This window comes from Corynebacterium belfantii, from assembly GCF_041898185.1.
Classification (GTDB): Bacteria; Actinomycetota; Actinomycetes; order Mycobacteriales; family Mycobacteriaceae; genus Corynebacterium; species Corynebacterium belfantii.
This window is the reverse complement of sequence record NZ_CP157823.1, coordinates 921,305-939,956: the sequence shown is the minus strand read 5'-3', so window position 1 is coordinate 939,956 and position 18,652 is coordinate 921,305. Positions and strand designations below refer to the sequence as shown.

Annotated in this window: 15 protein-coding genes; 1 reads left to right on the top strand and 14 read right to left on the bottom strand. The window is 54.3% G+C overall.

The genetic code is table 11. From position 1 onward, the window contains the following. Positions 1 to 10: 10 nt before the first annotated feature. The 9 genes from ABMV07_RS04905 to ABMV07_RS04865 form a co-directional block, all read right to left on the bottom strand. Positions 11 to 1,819, bottom strand: coding sequence for an ABC-F family ATP-binding cassette domain-containing protein (locus tag ABMV07_RS04905; RefSeq protein ID WP_374064949.1), 1,809 nt, complete (start codon positions 1,817 to 1,819; stop codon positions 11 to 13). Further along, the gene (locus ABMV07_RS04900) at positions 1,819 to 2,754 is read right to left on the bottom strand and encodes a 4-(cytidine 5'-diphospho)-2-C-methyl-D-erythritol kinase (protein WP_374064948.1); all 936 of its coding nucleotides are present in this window, start codon (positions 2,752 to 2,754) and stop codon (positions 1,819 to 1,821) included. Before ABMV07_RS04900 ends, ABMV07_RS04905 begins: the two co-directional genes overlap by 1 nt. Beyond that, complete coding sequence (rsmA, locus tag ABMV07_RS04895) at positions 2,751 to 3,638, bottom strand: 16S rRNA (adenine(1518)-N(6)/adenine(1519)-N(6))-dimethyltransferase RsmA (RefSeq protein WP_088268284.1); 888 nt, start codon at positions 3,636 to 3,638, stop codon at positions 2,751 to 2,753. Before rsmA ends, ABMV07_RS04900 begins: the two co-directional genes overlap by 4 nt. A 51-nt stretch (positions 3,639 to 3,689) precedes the next feature. After that, complete coding sequence (locus ABMV07_RS04890; protein WP_197689749.1) at positions 3,690 to 4,847, bottom strand: resuscitation-promoting factor; 1,158 nt, start codon at positions 4,845 to 4,847, stop codon at positions 3,690 to 3,692. A 144-nt stretch (positions 4,848 to 4,991) separates the two neighbouring features. After that, positions 4,992 to 5,846 (bottom strand): TatD family hydrolase, encoded by an 855-nt coding sequence (locus tag ABMV07_RS04885; protein ID WP_196977344.1) that lies wholly within the window; start codon positions 5,844 to 5,846, stop codon positions 4,992 to 4,994. Between the two features lie 21 nt (positions 5,847 to 5,867). Then, complete coding sequence (gene metG, locus ABMV07_RS04880) at positions 5,868 to 7,700, bottom strand: methionine--tRNA ligase (RefSeq protein WP_088268290.1); 1,833 nt, start codon at positions 7,698 to 7,700, stop codon at positions 5,868 to 5,870. A gap of 23 nt (positions 7,701 to 7,723) precedes the next feature. Further along, a complete protein-coding gene (gene rsmI / locus ABMV07_RS04875) occupies positions 7,724 to 8,599 on the bottom strand; it encodes a 16S rRNA (cytidine(1402)-2'-O)-methyltransferase (protein ID WP_197688692.1) in 876 nt (291 codons plus the stop codon). 109 nt (positions 8,600 to 8,708) lie between these two features. Next, positions 8,709 to 10,172 (bottom strand): hypothetical protein, encoded by a 1,464-nt coding sequence (locus ABMV07_RS04870; protein WP_088266831.1) that lies wholly within the window; start codon positions 10,170 to 10,172, stop codon positions 8,709 to 8,711. A gap of 78 nt (positions 10,173 to 10,250) precedes the next feature. Then, positions 10,251 to 12,164, bottom strand: a complete 1,914-nt coding sequence (locus tag ABMV07_RS04865; protein WP_088266832.1) for a BCCT family transporter — start codon at positions 12,162 to 12,164, stop codon at positions 10,251 to 10,253. A 442-nt stretch (positions 12,165 to 12,606) separates the two neighbouring features. Between ABMV07_RS04865 and ABMV07_RS04860 the strand changes: the two genes are divergently transcribed. Next, positions 12,607 to 14,238, top strand: a complete 1,632-nt coding sequence (locus ABMV07_RS04860) for a dolichyl-phosphate-mannose--protein mannosyltransferase (RefSeq protein WP_088266833.1) — start codon at positions 12,607 to 12,609, stop codon at positions 14,236 to 14,238. Positions 14,239 to 14,246: 8 nt separating this feature from the next. Here ABMV07_RS04860 and ABMV07_RS04855 read toward each other — a convergent pair whose 3' ends face one another. From ABMV07_RS04855 to glp, 5 genes are all read right to left on the bottom strand, one after another. Continuing rightward, complete coding sequence (locus ABMV07_RS04855) at positions 14,247 to 14,909, bottom strand: zf-HC2 domain-containing protein (protein ID WP_088266834.1); 663 nt, start codon at positions 14,907 to 14,909, stop codon at positions 14,247 to 14,249. Beyond that, positions 14,896 to 15,309 carry a DoxX family protein gene (locus ABMV07_RS04850; RefSeq protein WP_088266835.1) on the bottom strand — a complete coding sequence of 138 codons (414 nt, stop codon included), beginning with the start codon at positions 15,307 to 15,309 and terminating at the stop codon, positions 14,896 to 14,898. The genes ABMV07_RS04855 and ABMV07_RS04850 overlap by 14 nt, the downstream gene beginning before the upstream one ends. A gap of 42 nt (positions 15,310 to 15,351) precedes the next feature. Then, positions 15,352 to 16,488, bottom strand: coding sequence for a gephyrin-like molybdotransferase receptor GlpR (glpR, locus tag ABMV07_RS04845; RefSeq protein WP_196977347.1), 1,137 nt, complete (start codon positions 16,486 to 16,488; stop codon positions 15,352 to 15,354). 126 nt (positions 16,489 to 16,614) lie between these two features. Continuing rightward, positions 16,615 to 17,277, bottom strand: a complete 663-nt coding sequence (locus tag ABMV07_RS04840) for a GNAT family N-acetyltransferase (protein ID WP_088266837.1) — start codon at positions 17,275 to 17,277, stop codon at positions 16,615 to 16,617. 35 nt (positions 17,278 to 17,312) lie between these two features. Beyond that, positions 17,313 to 18,578, bottom strand: a complete 1,266-nt coding sequence (gene glp / locus ABMV07_RS04835) for a gephyrin-like molybdotransferase Glp (RefSeq protein WP_088266838.1) — start codon at positions 18,576 to 18,578, stop codon at positions 17,313 to 17,315. Between the last annotated feature and the right edge of the window lie 74 nt (positions 18,579 to 18,652).

The window sequence follows — 18,652 nt, the reverse complement described above, 5'->3', positions numbered from 1 at the left end:
CCCTACACGTCTATGATTCGAGGCGTTCGCCTAGATCCATCCATTCCATTTCGAGCTCTTCGCGTTGTGCGGTCAGCTCGTTGAGCTCGGCATCGAGTCGTGTGAGCTCAGCGGTGTCGACGCGTTGCGCAGCCGCCGCCATCTCCTCGTTGATTTTGGCAATCTTGGGATCGAGTTTGCCGATCTTGCGTTCTAGGGCGTTCATCTGTTTGGTGATCTCGCGTACTTCCTGCGAACTCAGCTTTTTCTCCGGCACTGGTGCGCTTGCTGCCTCATCGTTGCCGCCGAGGTTGACTACTCCAGATTGGTTCCGGGCGGCCATTGCTTCACGACGTTTGAGGTACTCGTCGATTCCGCCTGGCAGGTTTGTTAGTTGCCCATCGCCGAAAAGCGCCCACGTAGAATCTGCGATTCTTTCAATCAAATAGCGATCGTGGGAGATCACGATGAGTGTTCCGGCCCACCCGTCGAGAAGCGACTCGAGCTCTTGAAGGGTGTCGATGTCAAGGTCGTTCGTGGGCTCGTCGAGAAGCAAAAGGTTCGGCTCGCTCATAAGCACCCTCGTGAGCTGGAGACGACGACGCTCACCACCGGAGAGATCCCCCACGGGAGTGCGTTGGCGTTTTGCCGAAAAACCGAGGCGTTCGGCGAGCTGAGAAGCAGAAATTTCTTTCTTTCCTAGCGTGATGTAGGAAGCGATACCTTCTACCGCATCGAGAACGCGCATGGTGGGGTCGAGGTCGTCAAGCTCTTGACGCAGCCATCCCAAGCGCACAGTTCGGCCTTCGATTCGCTTGCCCGCAGTAAGCGCATGGTCGCCTGCGATCGTACGCAGCAGCGTGGTCTTTCCGGAGCCGTTAACTCCAACTAGGCCGATGCGCTCACCCGGCGCGAGGCGCCACGTGAGGTTGTCTACCAATGTGCGTCCGTCTGGGGTGGCGATGGTGGCGTCTTCTAGCTCGACGACGACTTTTCCTTGGCGCTGGTTGGCAAAGGCCATCAGTTCGATTTTGTTGCGTGGTTCTGGCACATCCGCAATCAGTGCTTCTGCGGCTTCAATCCGGTATCGCGGCTTTGAGGTTCGTGCAGGCGCACCTCGACGCAGCCATGCTAGTTCCTTACGGGCGAGGTTTTGGCGGCGCTGTTCGACGGCGTCTGCTTGGCGTGCGCGTTCTGCGCGTGCGAAGGTCCAGTCGTTGTAACCGCCTTCGTAGGCGTCGACAGTTCCGTCGTGAACTTCCCATGTTTGGGTGGCAATGGTGTCGAGAAACCAGCGGTCGTGGGTAACAACAACGATGGCTAGTTTGCGGGAAAGCAGGTGGTCGGCAAGCCACTGTACGCCTTCAACATCGAGGTGGTTGGTGGGCTCGTCGAGCACGATGAGGTCGAGGTCTTTAACTAACGCTGCGGCGAGGTTAACGCGGCGACGTTCTCCACCAGACAGTGACCCCACTTCGGTATCGAGCCCGAGGTCGACAATCCCGAGGCCTCCGAGTACTTCGCGAACTTTTGCATTGGAGGCCCATTCGAAAGTTTCCAGCCCCAGTGGAGACAAAACAACGTCGGCCACGCTATCGGCTGGGTTGAGTTCTGCGCGTTGGGTCACCACGGCCATGCGTAGGTCGGTGTTGTGGCTTACACGCCCTGAATCTGGTGGTTCAATCCCCGTGAGGATTTCTAGCAGTGTGGTTTTTCCGCCGCCGTTGAGGCCTACTACGCCGATGCGGTCGCTGGTTTGGACACCTAAGCTCACCGAGTCGAGAAGCGTTGTCAGGCCGAAAGACTTGGAGACGTTTTCTAGGTTGATGAGGTTGGCCACTAGTGTCCTTTCACATGGGCGCCGCGGACAGGTCCGGCAGCGACAGCGGTTCGGTAGTGCACGCTTAGTTCCGCGGCTACTGTTTGGGCAGTTTCGGCGTCTTCGCAGAGGAAAGCGCAGGTAGGCCCAGATCCCGATACGATTCCGGCCAGTGCTCCAGCGGCACGACCTTGTTCGAGGGTGGTGCGTAATTCGGGGCGTAGTGAAAGCGCTGCTGCTTGGAGATCATTGTACAGATGTGCTGCTACTTTATGCGGATCCCCCGTGAGGAGTGCCGCATTGAGATCGGTGACGTCTAAGTGAGGTCGACGGTCCATCTGATCGATCTTGCGAAATACCTCGGGCGTAGATAGGCCTTGCGCAGAAAACGCCAGTGCCCAATGGTAGGTTCCCCGCGACAAGACTGGGACAAGACGTTCACCGCGGCCTGTTCCTAGCCGAGTATCACCGAGGTAGGTAAAGGGCACATCGGAGCCCAGATCAGCTGCAATGCTCAAGATTTCTTGCTCGGTGACGGTGTTGCCCAAGTACTGTGCCATGGCCGCCAACGTGGCAGCGGCATCGGCCGATCCACCGGCCATTCCGCCTGCGACCGGAATCCCTTTGTCGATGGCAATGTGCACGCGCTTGGCGGGGGCTCCACCATTGCGACGATGTGCCTGATACATTTTCTCAGCTGCCTGCCATGCGAGGTTGGTGGCGTCGGTAGGCACGGCTTGTGCGTTGTTGCCGCTCACGCTCAGCGTTGCGACGATTCCTTGGTCCTCAGCATCGTGCATATCATCTGCGGTTGGTATCACCGTGATGGTGTCGTGCAGGCTCAGTGATTGAAATACGGTGACGAGCTCGTGGTAGCCGTCGTCACGCGCGTTGCCGACTCCAAGATGAAGGTTAACTTTTGATGAGGCGACCGCTGTGATGGCTTGACTTGTCATGCCTGCTCCTGGGCGGTGGTGGCGCGGGCAAGACGAACGAAGTCAGCGATATCGAGTTTTTCCCCCCGGAGGGTGGGTTCGATTCCCGCAGCGCGCAGCGCTTCCTCTGCAGCCTGCCCTGAGCCAAAGTGCCCGCTGAGTGCTGCACGAAGGGTCTTGCGCCGTTGTGCAAAGGCTGAGTCGATCAGCGGGAATACAGCTTTACGCATGTCATCGGCCACTGGCCACGGTTGGTGTTCAGGATCAAAGACATCGATACGAATCAAGCCGGATTCGATCTTGGGTGCTGGCCAAAAGACGTTCTTTCCTATGGAACCAGCGCGGCGGACGTTTCCGTAGAAGGAGGCTTTTACGCTCGGAACGCCATAAACCTTGTTGCCGGGGTCTGCGGCAAGACGGTCTGCCACTTCTGCTTGCACCATCACCAGTACGCGGCGAATGGTAGGAAAAATCTGCAATAGGTGAAGCAGCACCGGCACCGACACGTTATAGGGCAGGTTTGCCACTAGGGCTGTGGGGTGATCGATGTCTTCCGGCGCAACAGTGAGGGCGTCTTTGTGGATCAGATTGAGTCGGTCAGCAAATTGGCCGGCGCGTTCTGCGACGGTCAGTGGTAGCTGCTGTGCAAGGCGGGGATCAATTTCGACCGCGGTGACTTTTTGAACCGTATCGAGCAAGGCAAGAGTTAAGGATCCAAGGCCTGGCCCCACTTCGATGACATGATCATCGGAGTTAAGGTCGGCTGCAGAAACGATCATTCTGACCGTGTTTGGATCGTGGACAAAGTTTTGTCCCAGTTTTTTAGTGGGGGTAACGTCAAGTTTTTCCGCCAACTGACGAATTTCCACCGGTCCCAATAACAGCGCAGATACCTGATCTTCCATGAGAAATAAATCTACCCTGCGCAAGCATAGGGACAATAGTTGAGGGCGAAACTAACGCAATCCGAGCTTTGCTGTACATGCCGGCCAAGCACCCCAGCCCTGCGCTGCCTGCACTTTTTCCGCGATGGCGATCTGCTGCTCACGGGTAGCCAAGTACGCTTGTGGCGCATACACGCCACCGCCTAGGCCGAGCCACGTTGAATCAACGAATTGTAGGCCACCGGTAAAGCCGTTGCCGGTGTTGATCGACCAGTTACCGCCCGATTCACATTGTGCGATCTGATCCCAAACAGAACCACTTGCTACTGCAGCTGCCGACGCAGTGGTGGGCTTTTTGGTGCCGCGCTTAATCGTTGCAGCAACACCAGGAGTAATTATTTCCTCATTAACTACTTCGTTGGCCGTTTCAACACCATTGACAGTGACGATCTTTCGAGTAACAGTGCGCTCACCCTGTGTACTAGGGGTAACGAGGGTTTCCTCCCCCTCTAGCTGTTCAGCATCATCGATGTAGTTTGCTGGCTCATCGAACTTCTCGGTGATTTTCTCCTCACGGGAGTCAACCTTGTCCACCTTGATGTTCATATCTTTCGACACCGCGGTATCCAAGGCAGGCATGACGACGTCGTCTGTATCCACATCAATGCCGCGCTCTTTGAGCACATCCGCTACGGTTGCAGCGGCGATCTGAGTAAATACTGTTTTATCCCCTGTGGTCAGGGAAATAATCTTCGGCGTCACAACGTCCAACGCCATACCTTCAGCAGGAATTCGCGCGCCTTTTTCTACATTGAGGCTTGCCGAGCTTAACGCTGCTGGAACGTCATTGAGTTGGCTAAATAGTTCTTCGACCGTAATGGCGTTAGTGGTCACGTCCTTTTTAACGCCGTCAATGACCACGGAAACCTGCTTGGATGTACGAACAGTCACCGTGTCGTTATCCGCTACTGCCTCACTAGGAGCGGGATAGACCAAATCCTTTTCGCCAACGTTGACGCCTGCTTGCTTTAGCACGCCGTCAACGTCGCGGGAGAACGTCGCCAAGCTGATGTGCTCGCCGTTGAGATCCACCGTGATGTCTTTTTTCAGTTGCTGTGCTGTCACACCGCCTACAGCCAAACTAGCGATGACACCGCCTGCCACAATACGCATTGGTACGACATGAGAAGACGCACCCTTGTTAATTTTGATTTTTTGACGGTTGCCCACGTTGAAATCTCTTTGCTTTAGACGACATAGCAAGCATCGGATACTTCCGAAGCTGAGGAGTTAATAAAAAATAACAATACGATAACAGCAAAGCATTGTCGAGCCCTTCTTTTCGAGCTCAACACACCAATCACAGCTGTTAACTCACGCCCCAAACGAGGCACCCACACCATACACACGATCAAATGTCGCAGATACTCCCGCAACGCAGTCAGCCACCGATTCCTCACGGGAGGAAGCAACGCACAACGCTGTATGCCCAATCATTGCCGACTCATTGCGTGCACCTCGAAAAGGCTCGGGAGTCATGTAAGGGGCGTCAGTTTCAATCAGCAACTGTGAAATGGGAGCTATCCGCGCAGCCTCACGTAGCTCTTCGTTACGTTTGAAAGTCACGTTGCCAGCAAAACTCAACACATATCCACGGTCGAGGGCTTGCTTTGCTACATCAATCGGTGAGGAAAAACAGTGCAGGATAGTTTCTGGCGGCTGCGGAGCGTCATCGAGAATACGCATGAGGTGGTCGTCACCCTCACGATTGTGAATCATCAAGGCTTTACCAGTGGCAACGGCTAGATCAATGTGCCATCGCAAAGCTTCTTCTTGAGTTTCAAGATCAGCGGTGTTGTCGGGGTCGTGAGTAATCCAGTAGGTATCAATACCGGTTTCTCCAATTGCAACACAGCGCGGATCATGGCCCATCTCAGTCAACCGGTTACGGGCTGCCTGATCAAGCTCACGAGCGCGCGTTGGATGGATAGCGCATGCCGCAAACACACGAGAATTCATCTGCGCTGCTTGAAGCGCAGATTCAGCCTCCGCCAGCCCGTCACCTACGGTACAGATTCGTTCAACACCGGCAGCAAGAGCTCGTTGCACGAAAGCATCTACTTCATCCTGTTCCGTTGCACCACACGAGGCGATGTGCGTGTGAGCGTCGATAAGCCCTGGAATGGCATGGGCTGGAACAGGAATCGGACGAGGCTTCTTTTTTGACATGCTAGCCAGTATAGAAAAGAACTACGGATTAACTGGAGCCCACTCAGGGCCGGTTTCTCCAAGCTCTGGATCCAACTTGGCAATGAGCGGCTTCGGCTTCGATAGTGCGGTACCAGGTTGAACGTCGATACGCGTCCACCGCGCCTGCTGTGCTGCGTAATCACCCATAATCACAGGATAGATCTGACCAGCCTCTGGAATACCCACGCCAATAGGTTCAACGGGCATGTCGTCAGTAACCTCAACGATCTGCGGCTTAGCCGCCCACACGCCATCGCGTCCCAGCGTCTCATGCACCTGCTGGGCAATGTGAGGCAAGTACGGGGTAAGAAGCACGTTGCAGTCAGACACAACCTGCAAAGCAGTCCACAGTACTGTAGCCAAACGCTCACGCTGCGACTCATCCTTAGCAAGCTTCCAGGGCTCCTGCTCCGCAATGTAGGCATTCGCCTCGCCAACAATATGCATAGCGTGCGTAATGCCCTGTTTAAAGCGCGAATGTGCCAGCGCCTCACCAACAACACCAAAGGCTTCCTCGGCCTGAGCGAGAATCTTCTTATCTGATTCCGTCAGCTCAGCAGGTGTTGGAACCTCACCGAAGTTCTTATACGCCATCGAAACCGTACGGTTAACTAGATTGCCCCAACCGTTAGCAAGCTCGTTGTTCACGCGGCGGACAAACTCATCCCACGTGAAGTCCGTGTCGTTGTTTTCCGGCCCCGCAACGGCAATAAAGTAACGCAGCGGATCAGCGCCGAAGTCCTTGAGGAAATCCTTGACGTAAATGACAATGCCCTTGGATGAAGAGAATTTCGAGCCCGACATAGTCAGGAACTCCGAAGATACAACCTCTGTAGGAAGGTTCAGCTCGCCCAAGCTGTGGACCGAACCACCTTTAGCCCCCTTGCCTTGGTAGCCCAAGAGCTCAGCAGGCCAAATTTGGGAGTGGAACGTGATGTTGTCCTTGCCCATGAAGTAGTAACCAGAGGAGTCCGGATCGTTCCACCACTTCTTCCATGCCTCAGGATCGCCAGTGCGATAAGCCCACTCAATGGAAGCAGACAGGTAACCCACCACTGCGTCAAACCACACGTAGAGTTTCTTTGCACCGTTGTCCTGCCAGCCCTCTACAGGAATCGGAATACCCCAGTCGATGTCACGGCTCATAGCACGAGGACGCAGATCCTCCAGCAGATTCAGCGAGAACTTCAAAACGTTGGGGCGCCAGTCTTTGCGATCCTTCAACCACGCAGCCAGTGCATCTGCAAGAGCAGGAAGATCGAGAAGGAAATGCTCCGTTTCAATGAACTTTGGTGTTTCACCGTTGATCTTCGATACAGGATTGATCAAATCCGCTGGATCAAGTTGGTTACCACAGTTATCGCATTGATCGCCACGAGCTCCTGAAGCCCCACAAATAGGACAGGTTCCTTCAATGTAGCGGTCCGGCAGCGTCCTACCTGTTAATGGCGAAACTGCACCCATCGTTGTCTCTTTGATCATGTAGCCGTTTTCATACAGGCCCTTGAACAAGTCCTGCACGACAGCGTAGTGATTACGAGTGGTGGTACGGGTGAACAGATCGTAGGACAACCCTAGGCCAGCGAGGTCTTCAACGATCTGACGGTTGTAACGGTCAGCAAGCTCCTTGACTGATACGCCTTCTTTATCTGCCTGCACCAACAATGGGGTGCCGTGCTCGTCCGTGCCTGAAACCATGAGTACCTCTGCGCCCGACATTCGCTGGTAGCGAGCGAACACATCAGAAGGAACACCAAAGCCCGCCACATGGCCGATATGGCGCGGGCCGTTGGCATAAGGCCAAGCAACAGAAACGAGAACACGGTTATTCATGGTTATATACCTTAATTTATTTCCTACTCAGCACGTGATTCGAGGACTGCATCATAAAGTTGTTTCTTGCTCACCCCATAGTGGGCAGCAACTTCACCACACGCAGATTTTAGCCTTTCACCTGACAAAACACGCTCTTCCACTACCGCAACCAAGGAATGTACATCTTCATGCTGCACATGTTGCACTCCCTCGATAACAACGCTAATCTCACCCTTTAATCCCCCTGCCGCCCACTCGGCAAGCTCTCCTAGCCCACCGCGGCGAACCTCCTCAAAGGTTTTTGTGAGCTCACGCGCTACGGCCGCACGACGCTTCGCACCGAGCACCTCGGCGGCGTCGGCAAGCGTTGCCGCAATCCGGTGAGGCGATTCAAAAAAGCACACCGCGCGTTGCTCTTGTTGCAAAGATTCCAACCAAGCACGCCGCTGTCCCTGCTTACGAGGCGCGAATCCATCAAAGGCGAATTTGCCTACATGAAGCCCCGACAACGCCAAAGCGGTCGGCACAGCAGAAGGTCCGGGGAAACATGTCACTGGAACGCGTGCCTCGTGTGCTGCTTCCACCAACGGGAATCCAGGATCCGACACGATAGGCATACCGGCATCAGTCACTACAACAACGGTGTGTGTTCGTGCCATCTCGACAAGTTGCTGCGCACGACCTTGCTCATTGTGATCAAAGTTGCTGAGCACCTGACCTGTAATTTCCACACCCAACGCCTGAGCGAGAGCACGCGTGCGCCGAGTGTCCTCAGCTGCGACCACATGCGCTTGAGCTAATGCTTGAGCCAAGCGTGGCGAGGCATCACCAATATTTCCTAGCGGAGTCGCCGCCAAAATAATGCCACGCGGCAGGGGCTCTAGGAAGCGGTAGTCAATAATGGGCTGGTCAGTCATAATCTCCAGTTTCTCACACTGTAGAGATAAGAAAAACGACGCCCCCTCCTCCCTGCTACTGCCTCAGCGGGCACTCGCGGGAGATGGGTGCGTCGGTGTGAAAAAGTTTTTACTGCTTCGCCGCCGGTTTATCAGCTGGCGTGTTAGTCGCAGCCTCCTCAGCTATGTCTTCTTCAAAAGTAGTGAGGTCTTCGAGCTCCGACATAGGACGCGCATGCGATGGCAGGCCAAGCGGAGTATCTTCCACGCTGACGATCGTATCTTCAAACTCGATCGGCTCGTAGGTTGTGGTGATACCGGCAGCCTCATCGATTACTGCGTCGACATCATCACCATCTGCAGCACCTGCGAGTTCTTCCACGACTTCCTCACGGATCGTTTCCTTCAGCTCATTTGGCTTGAGGTTCGATTCACGCGTCAAACGATCAAGCTGACGCTGCTGCTTAGAGCTAAAACGCTTGGTAGGATCCAGCTTACGCTTGGTGAGCTTATGAATTTTATCGCGGCGAGCACGCTCGTCACGAATCTTGGCAAAGCCACGCAACCATGCCACAGCAACCACAACAACAAGCAAAATACCGAGGTAACCCAGTGCTGGGTAAACCACACCCACCAGCTTTTTAAAGCCGAGGAATGACGCCGCAAATCCCAACGCAGAAGCGACCAAATATACAGGGTAAAACAACGCCCTCCGTGAGGAAGTAGCACGCTTAGCAAAGGCGTAGAACATGCCCAACGCCGTGTTAAAAATCATGCCCACGATAACGAGCGACATTACGGTGCCCAAAATTGGGTGGATCTGGTTAATGATGGTCAGCATAGGTACATCGTCAGCAGCTACTTTGTCGGCAACGCGGTAAAGAGCTAATGCGGTGAAGGTCAGCATCACACCGTAAATCACGCCACCGGTAAGTCCGCCTAGGCCAGCAGCACGAGGGTCAACATTGTTGCCACCGATGATAATCGCCATAGAGACACCCATCATAAGAGCCAGACCAACGTAGTTAAGAGATGCTAGCGCCCAGTGTGGGGTTGCGGAGTTAATCGTTGCCGCAGCTTGATTAAGAGTATCGATGTCAGCGTTGCTAGTGCTCAATGCATACACAATCGCGACGATGACAAAGATAATGATAAGCGGTGTAATCGATCCGATAACAGCGGTGAGCTTGTCTACGTCGAGAAGCCCCGCAACCATCACGAGCACCAGCATAAGCAATGAGCCCGCCCACGCCGGCCAACCGAACTGCTGGTTCAGGTTCGAACCAGAACCTGCGAGCATAACCACGCCCGTAGCAAATAGGGTGATCAAAACAGCGACATCGAGAATACGCGCCACGATGGGGTGCGAGATTCGACGCAGCACCGAGCCGTGATCGTTAGCAAGGAAGTACGACCCCAGCTGGATAGACGCCATACCGGTAACGGTCATAATCACTGCCGATAGCGCCGCGCCAAAAATGCCCATCATCCCGAAGGACACGAAGTACTGGAGTACCTCCTGGCCGGTGGCGAAGCCGGCGCCGATAACAATTCCGACGAACGCCATCGCGATAGTAATTGTTTTTTTGAGCATGGTTAAAGGTGCTCACCTTTCAAAATACATGTGTGAAATTTTTGTTTAATTGTGCTCTGGCATCTTCACGATGCCTGCTTAGCGACGGTGCCGGAGGTGCTCGCCCTTTCCAGCACGAGGCATGCGAACCTTGTGTTCCTTGTGTTCTTTCGCATTTCGACGTTTCTCGCGAGCCTTCTTGCGCTTCTCATGCTCCAAGTGGATACGACGCTCACGAGCCAAACGTGAAGCAAAGCGCTGCTGCTCACGGTAATCCAAGTAAATTTCGTCATTACGAAGATCCTTTAACACCGCAAACATCAAGATGACGATCACGACGAGGAACGGACTTGCCGCGATGATCGTAATGTTTTGCAAGTTGCTCAACACATCGTCGCCACCGGAAACCAGCATGGTCATGCCGATCAAGGCAACAAGAAGTCCCCACGCAGCCGACACATATTTATTCGCATCTGTTTGACCATTTTGGCTCATGGAACCCATCACCGTAGAAGCTGAATCGGCAGAGGTAATAAAGAAGGTAGCCAACAAGATCACAGCAACAACACCAGCAATCTTGCCACCTGGCAGTGCATGCAACAGCTCGAAGAGCTGATATTCCGCAGAACCATCACCATAGATGGAACGGCCTTCTTGCTCCAAGTGGATCGCAGTACCACCAAAGATGGCAAACCAAACGACAGAAACTGCTGCCGGTACGAGCATGACGCCGAACAGGAATTCACGAATCGTACGGCCACGTGAAATACGTGCTAGGAACATGCCCACAAATGGGCTCCACGAGATCCACCATGCCCAGTAGAAGATAGTCCAGCTGCCCAACCACTCTCCTGCTGATCCGTCGGCAGACTCTGCAGTACGGCCGACCATCTCAAAGAAGTTGGATAGGTATGCACCCAACGAACCTGGGATCAGGTTCAAGATGGTGACGGTCGGGCCCAAAACGAACACGAAAACAGCCAAGAGAGCCGCAAGGACCATGTTGGCGTTAGACACGTACTGAATGCCTTTGCCTACGCCAGACATTGCCGACAACAAGAAAGCCAAGGTTAATACCGACACGATTGTCAAAACCGTGCTCATTCCTGGATCTTTCACCACACCTGCGGCATCAAGACCAGCGCTGATCTGGGTAGCACCGACGCCCAGTGAACAAGCGGTACCGAAGATGGTGGCAATAATCGCCAAAATATCGACAATGCGGCCGATCCAGCCCTTTGCTCCGCGTTCGCCGATCAGTGGGATGAACGCCGAGCTCAATAGCTGACGACGTCCCAAGCGGAACGTGCTATATGCAATAGCAAGGCCAAAAATTCCATAAATTGCCCATGGGTGCAGCGTCCAGTGCAGCAAGGTGGTGCTCATGGCATGCCCCACGGAGCGTGGCTCATGTCCTGGAACGCCGTTGAGGTAATTGCTCAGAGGCTCGGATGCTCCGTAGAACATCAGACCAATGCCCATGCCGGCGGCAAACATCATGGCAATCCATGAGGTGGTAGAAAACTCAGGGGCTTCGTCGTTACGCCCGAGCTTGATCGTACCAAAATTACTCAATGCAATAGCAATGGCGAAGATCAAGAACACAGTAGTAAAGAAGATAAAGGCCCAGCCGAAGCTATCCACAATGTAACCCAGTGAGGATGCTGCAAAGGAGGAAAAGCTTGTCGTTCCGAGGATTCCCCACGCGACGACAGCGAGAACAATCACCATGGCAAGGGCTGTGACTTTCCAGTCCACTCCTACATTGTCGTCTTCCCCTTCGAAAGTAATTTCTTTTTCCGGTGCTGCGGTTGCCTCGGCGATAAGTCCTTCGCCCTCGATCATGGCGGCAAGCTCTGCCGTTGCGCTGACGACAGGTGCTGACGAGGTTGTCGATTCCAGTGTTGTGTTCTCACTGGATCCGGACGAGGGATCCGTACTGAACTCGGGACGAGAGGCCTCACCGATGTGAAGCTCCTCGTCCCGTGAGGGATTATTGTGCGAATCGGTCATATATCTATCATGACGATAAGAAAGACCTTTATAAAGACAGGGATGCCCAAAGTAGAAGATTATCAGTCGGTTTCTTCACATTTTTATCAGCTTGTTACATAACAAAACCCCTGTATAATTATGCAAAAGCTCAATCAATGGTCACAAATGTATAACGATTGGCTGTCAATGGCGCTTGTGTAACGATTTTCTGCAAAAATCCCACACTTTCGGTCGCCCAACACATATCCACATCACCCCCGACCCACCTCGCACAGACACCTCGACAAACAACAAATCCCTGCAGTGCATAAGCGTGCAAGCACTATAACCGGCGTCACATAAACAGAATTTTTCACCCCTGCCGCAACTGTACTTCCACCCCGTAGGGAAACTCCCCAACACCCCCTTCCATCAACAACCGAGTCTTCGTTAACCACCCAAATCTCGTAGACTAAACCGCGTGACTTCTCATTCGGCTCCGGATACCGCCAAGGACCAACCACGCAGTCGCCTCACAGCAGCATGGACTAGGAGGCGTCGATACGCGCCCCGCTTCCCCAGCGCCGCCCACCCGCACGCGCCCCGCTCGCTGCAGTGGTCGCGATATGACACTATCTCGACCGCGATCATCACCATCGCCGCGTTTCTCATGCGCGCCATTGGAATTACCTCAGCAACCTCCGCGCACACCCCCGTGTTCGACGAGAAACACTACGTGCCACAAGCTTGGGACATGGTCGAATCATGGATCAACCCCCTCACTGGAGGCATCGAATCCAACCCAGGCTACGGGCTCGTCGTCCATCCCCCGCTCGCCAAGCAACTCATCGCCTATGGTGAAGCACTATTTGGATACACCCCCCTTGGCTGGCGCGCGGTGACCGCTCTGTGCGGCACCCTGACCATCATGGCCATCATGGCTCTTACCCGACGCCTGACTTTATCTTCACGAGCAGCAACCCTCGCCGGTATCATCGCGCTTTTCGACGGCGTCCTCCTAGTCACATCCCGATTCGGAATGCTCGACATCATCCAAGTGCTCTTCATTGTCACCGCCGCTTGGACGCTATGCTGTGACCACCAGCAAGTCTATGCCCGCATGTATAACGCGTGGTCACAGCAGCTACTCGACACCGATCTGGGGCCCCGAATCGGTTTTCGTTGGTGGCGTTTCGCCACGGGAGTGCTCCTCGGTTGCGCGGTATCCGTGAAATGGTCAGGCCTGTACTACATCATGTTCTTCGGCATCCTAGCCGTAGCGCTCGACGCATCGCGACGTCGTACCTTCGGTGCCCGTAACGCCGCACTGGGCATGCTGGTCAAAGATGCCTTTCCCGCCTTTGCTTCCCTTGTTCTCGTTCCACTGTCCGTGTATACGTGGAGTTGGCGCGCATGGTTTGCTTCAGAAACCTCAGTATTTAGGCATGCTGTTGCCACTGGAGATGTAGAGGACAACAGCATTCTTCGACTATTCCCAGACGCAGTAGCAAGCTGGCTTTACTATCACGCCGAAGTCTTAGAGTTTCACGCCTCATTGACATCGTCCTCGGGGCACAGCCATCCGTGGGATTCCAAACCATGGTCCTGGCTTGCCGCTACCCGCCCGATCCTCTACTACTCCAGCACGGATATTTCTTGTGCGTTTGGCTCGTGCCGACGCATGATTTACCTCTTTGGCACTCCTGCGATTTGGTGGCTCACAGTACCCGTAGTGTGCTGGGCACTATGGGAAATGATCTTTCGCCGCCGCGCAGAATATCTCATCCCATGGGTAAGCTTCATGGCTGGTTTTTTGCCGTGGCTGGCAAGTTATGACCGTCAAATGTACTTCTTCTACGCAACTGCGCTCGTCCCGTTCACCATCGTCATGTTGGCTATAACGCTTAACCGTCTCATGGACGCAGGAGCGTATCGACGCCTCCGCCCAGCCGCATTCTGGAAAGGCCGAGTTTTCCCCACGGGGAGAATTCTTGCCATCTGCTATCTCGCCGTCGTGATCGCAATGTTCTTTTACTTCTCGCCACTGCTGTATGGATTTGTTATTCCAGACGCATGGTTTAATGCCATGATGTGGCTACCAAGCTGGCGTTAACGGGGAACTTAACGTGGATCGGACGATAAGCTGCGCACCATCTCACGTACGATGGCCCAGCCTTTGTCCGATATCCACAGCCACGACAATGTCACTACTGCAAGAAATAGCAGCCCGAGTTGAATCATGGTGTCGCCGGCTTCTGGGGCGAAGAAGATGTCACGAATTCCAAAGCCGACTTCGAAAGTCCACACAGCAGCGACAACAGGCAAAAGTCCGCCCACTACACGAGGCTGCCAAGCAGCGAAAAAGAGGCTAAAAGCTATAGCGAACCGAAGAGATGCTGCCTCCATAGAAACTCGGTTTGCTAGCGGACCTATTTCCGTCGATGTGATGGCAATAAGGTTTATCGCCCACGCGAGCCACAACAACCCCACGACCACAATGCTTACTCGAGACAATGCGATATTCCATGCTCGCGTAGCGGCTTGTTTGCGCCACTGAGGTTCTACATTCGCGAGGATGTCGTCGATAAGATCAGGTGTTTCGGTGTCTGCGGCCTCGGGAATTCTAAACGCAAGCGATCGATTAAGAGCTACCGCCTGATCAAAATATGCTTGACAGTCGGGACACGAATCCAGATGTGTATCAATGACATCGTCGTCGATACCTGGTGTTTCTCCATCAAGTCTCGCCGAAAGCGCGGCCTGGATTGTGCTACAAGTCAGCACGACTGAGCACCCCATCTATACTGGCGCGTCCTGCACCAAAAACGACGATCATCAACAACGACACCACCATGACCAAGGGGTATTCCATCCCAGAATCGGCCACGAAGAAGCCATGATCAAGATGAACAAAGTAGATTGCGGCCACAACTAACAGAGCCAGCGCGCCAGCAACAAAGGTGGTCAGCATTCCCACCACAAGCAACGAACCGCCAAGGAGTTCTCCCGTGGCAGTGAGGTAAGCAGAAAGCTTGGGCTGGGGCACTCCCATAGCGCTAAATTGTCCAGTTGTTTCTACCAATCCGGTACGAAAAAACCGCTCGAAGCCGTGGGCAACAAACACGATGCCCAACACCGCACGAAAAACTAGCAGGGCAATATCACGTATTATGGGCTGATCCATGAATCCCGCTTCCCCTTGTCAGTTGAACTAAACAACAACACCTTAGCCCACGCGGCGGCGATGATCAGCACCGTCAAAGTGTGGTGTTTGTCCGTCGCGTCGGGAATCAGCCACAACGTCCAGATATTCAAAATCAGGAGACTCGTCGTCGATCTCTAGCACTACCGCCCCTGGGCGACGCAACCGGTTCGGGATACCCAGTTCCTCATCAGCCGTATTGCGCACACCCCAACGTGCACGACGCAACTGCTGAATACGACGACGGCGCAGCGCTTGCTCCGCAATAACTTGGCGACGCAATGCCCACAGATACAATGCCAGCATTCCTGCGCAGGCACCTGCGCTCGCCCAAGCCCAGCCGCCGAACACCACGGCTGCAACCAGCGAGACAATAACGGTGGCACCGAGCCCCATGACTGTCCGTTGACGACGCTGCTGACGGTTTGCTACCGCCTGCGCCTCAGATTCCGGATCCCAGCTACCGCGATGGCTGCGTCGTTCTGCAAACGCACGCTCCTCATCGGTGAGATCAGAGTCATCATCGAGCACAGATTCCGCTGCAGTCTCGCTCCGATCGAGAGAGGTAACCACATCGTTATCGGAGGGGTACATCAGATCATCGGGGCCAACGTAAGCGTCATCAAAGTCGTAACGTGCCACCTCGTCACCATCGTCAACCACATCAAGGCTTGCTTCGTCGTGAGCGCTGTCTTCGTCCGCTACGACCTCAGGCGCTGGTAGCTCTGCAACAACTTCACCTTCAACAACCTGTGGCATCACAGACGCATTCGGAGTTTCCCCACGGGAGCGTTTAGCTCCAATCTTTTCTTTTGCGTGTGCGAATACATCACCCAACGTGGTGGCGGGATCTTGATCGATCAGCGGTTCTTGAGTGTCTTCTTCCTCGACTTCGGCAGATTGGTCGATAACCTCAGTTACTTCGGCGTATTCCAACTCATGTTCAGCCGAATCGGCCTCATATCCAGTGTGCACATCGTGGAGGCCGACCTTTGGGTGGTACCGTGGTTGCAGCTGCTCACTGCCCCCTTCGTACACCACACGGGTGTCATCGAATCCCTCACCGGCTTTACGGATCGGCTTTTGACCACGCAGCAGCCATGGTGCGAGCACGAAGAGCCACACCAAGACGATCAGGACGATCACGACAGTTCCGGACACGTTGTAGGCCTTTCCGGGTTGTTGTACTTGTGATGAGCGTAAAGCACTGAGACTTAACTCGTCTAGTGAGCTAAGAGTCAAACACTGTAATTTTCTAAGGCTATCCCCCGTCTGTTACAGGTGGGGTCAGGCGCGCCGCAAAAATCTCGATGCGATCAAGCGATCAACGCACGGTGAGGTGAACTCATCATTAGTCTGCGCCATAAGGTAATGATCCCGCCACATTCCATTGATGTGCAAGTTTCGTTCCAAATATCCTTCGTGTCTAAACCCGCAGCGCTCCAAAACTTTCTGGGAGCCAATATTGTGCGGCAAATAGGTCGCCGTCAGGCGGTGCACGCGAACGCGTCGAAACGCATGATCTACACCTAAAGCGCACGCGGCCGTGGCAATGCCTTGGCCTGTTACGGAACTATGCACCCAATAGCCAATCCATGCATCAGAGCTAATGCCATGTTGGATTGAGCCTATTGTCAGCTGACCGACAAACTGTCCATTGGCCTCAATGCTCATAGGGACCAAGGACCCCGCAAACGCGGCTTCTCTGAGCGAAAAAATATAAGAACGCCACGCAGTAGAAGAATGCGCGGATTGCCACGTATCCTCAACTGTAGGTTCTACCGGCTCCAAAAATCGCTGGTCAGAAAGTCGCATCATACGCCATGCTGATTTGTCGTTCTTATCAAGCGGACGGAGGCGAACATGGATATTTGCGGGAGTAAACACCGCGGGAGTGGCCTCAGGCCAACCAGGATGACGTGGATGAATAGCAGCGCGATCGGATCTCATCTCCTTGACCCAAGAAAATAAGCGAGACATACGCGCTAGCGCCCTTGGGACATAAACAGAACTTCAACGATATCTCCTGGACGGACCTCGTTGACGTCTTCTGGGATTTTGATCATCGCATTCGCTTCAGCCAAGCCCGCCAACAAGTGGGCCGGTGCACCGTTCGCACCACCTAAGCCTTCCACCAGATAATCCTGTGTCTGGGCATCACGCATCAATCGAGCACGAATATAACCACGCCGCCCTACCTTCGAGCCCACATGGTTAAGCGCACGCGCACGCACCAACCGACGTTGCGACGATCGCTTGCCTAAACTCATGCGCACCACTGGACGAATAAACATCTCGAAAATGACCAACGACGACACAGTGTTACTGGGAAGCAAGAAGACTGGGGTCTGGTTTTCTCCCAGCAACCCAAAACCTTGGACAGAACCTGGGTGCATAGCAACGCGTGTGGTATCGATTTCTCCCAGATCCGACAAAATACGACGAATCTCCTCAGATCCAGAACCACCAACTGCTCCGGCGATAACAATGATTTCGCTACGCAAAAGTTGTGATTCCACAATCTCGCGGAGGCGACGTGGCTCCCCCGCGGCGATGCCCACACGGTGTATGTCGGCACCAGCATCACGGCCAGCAGCCGCTAACGCATAGGAGTTCACATCAAATACTTGCCCCAAGCTAGGCTCACGGTCGATATCTACTAACTCATGTCCTACAGAGATTACCGACATGCGGGGACGCGGATACACCAACACCTTGGAGCGCCCCACAGCCGCCAACAATCCGATGTGAGCAGGACCCAGAATCGCACCGTCGCTTACCGCAACATCACCAGGACGGATGTCATCGCCGGCATGACGCACGAACTCCCCAGAACGCACCGGCCGATGGGCAGTCATTCGTTTACGGCCACAATCTGTCCACTCCAGTGGAATAACAGCATCAGAAAGCGTTGGCAATGGCGCACCCGTATGCACTCGCACAGCTTGTTTGGGTTGCAGACGCAACGGACGCTGCGATCCCGCAGGGACCTCACCGACAACTGGCAACGACGTTTCGATCGGACCCATAGGGGCGTCGATAGGCCGGCCAAGGCCGCGTTCACCACCAACGTCGACCGCACGGACCGCATATCCGTCAATCGCAGCCTGGTCGAAACCAGGAAGTGCACGCGATGCCTGCACTTCCTCAGCACACATAAGCCCCAGTGCCTCAGCGATAGCGATGCGCACAGGCTCTGGTGCTACCGCAGATTGGGTGACAAGGGCTATCTGCTGCTCCACTGAGCGCACGTCCGACTCCTTTAAAACTGGTGAACTTCTCTCCTAGGCAGTGTGCCCTTTCTCACGAAAACACACAACACCTG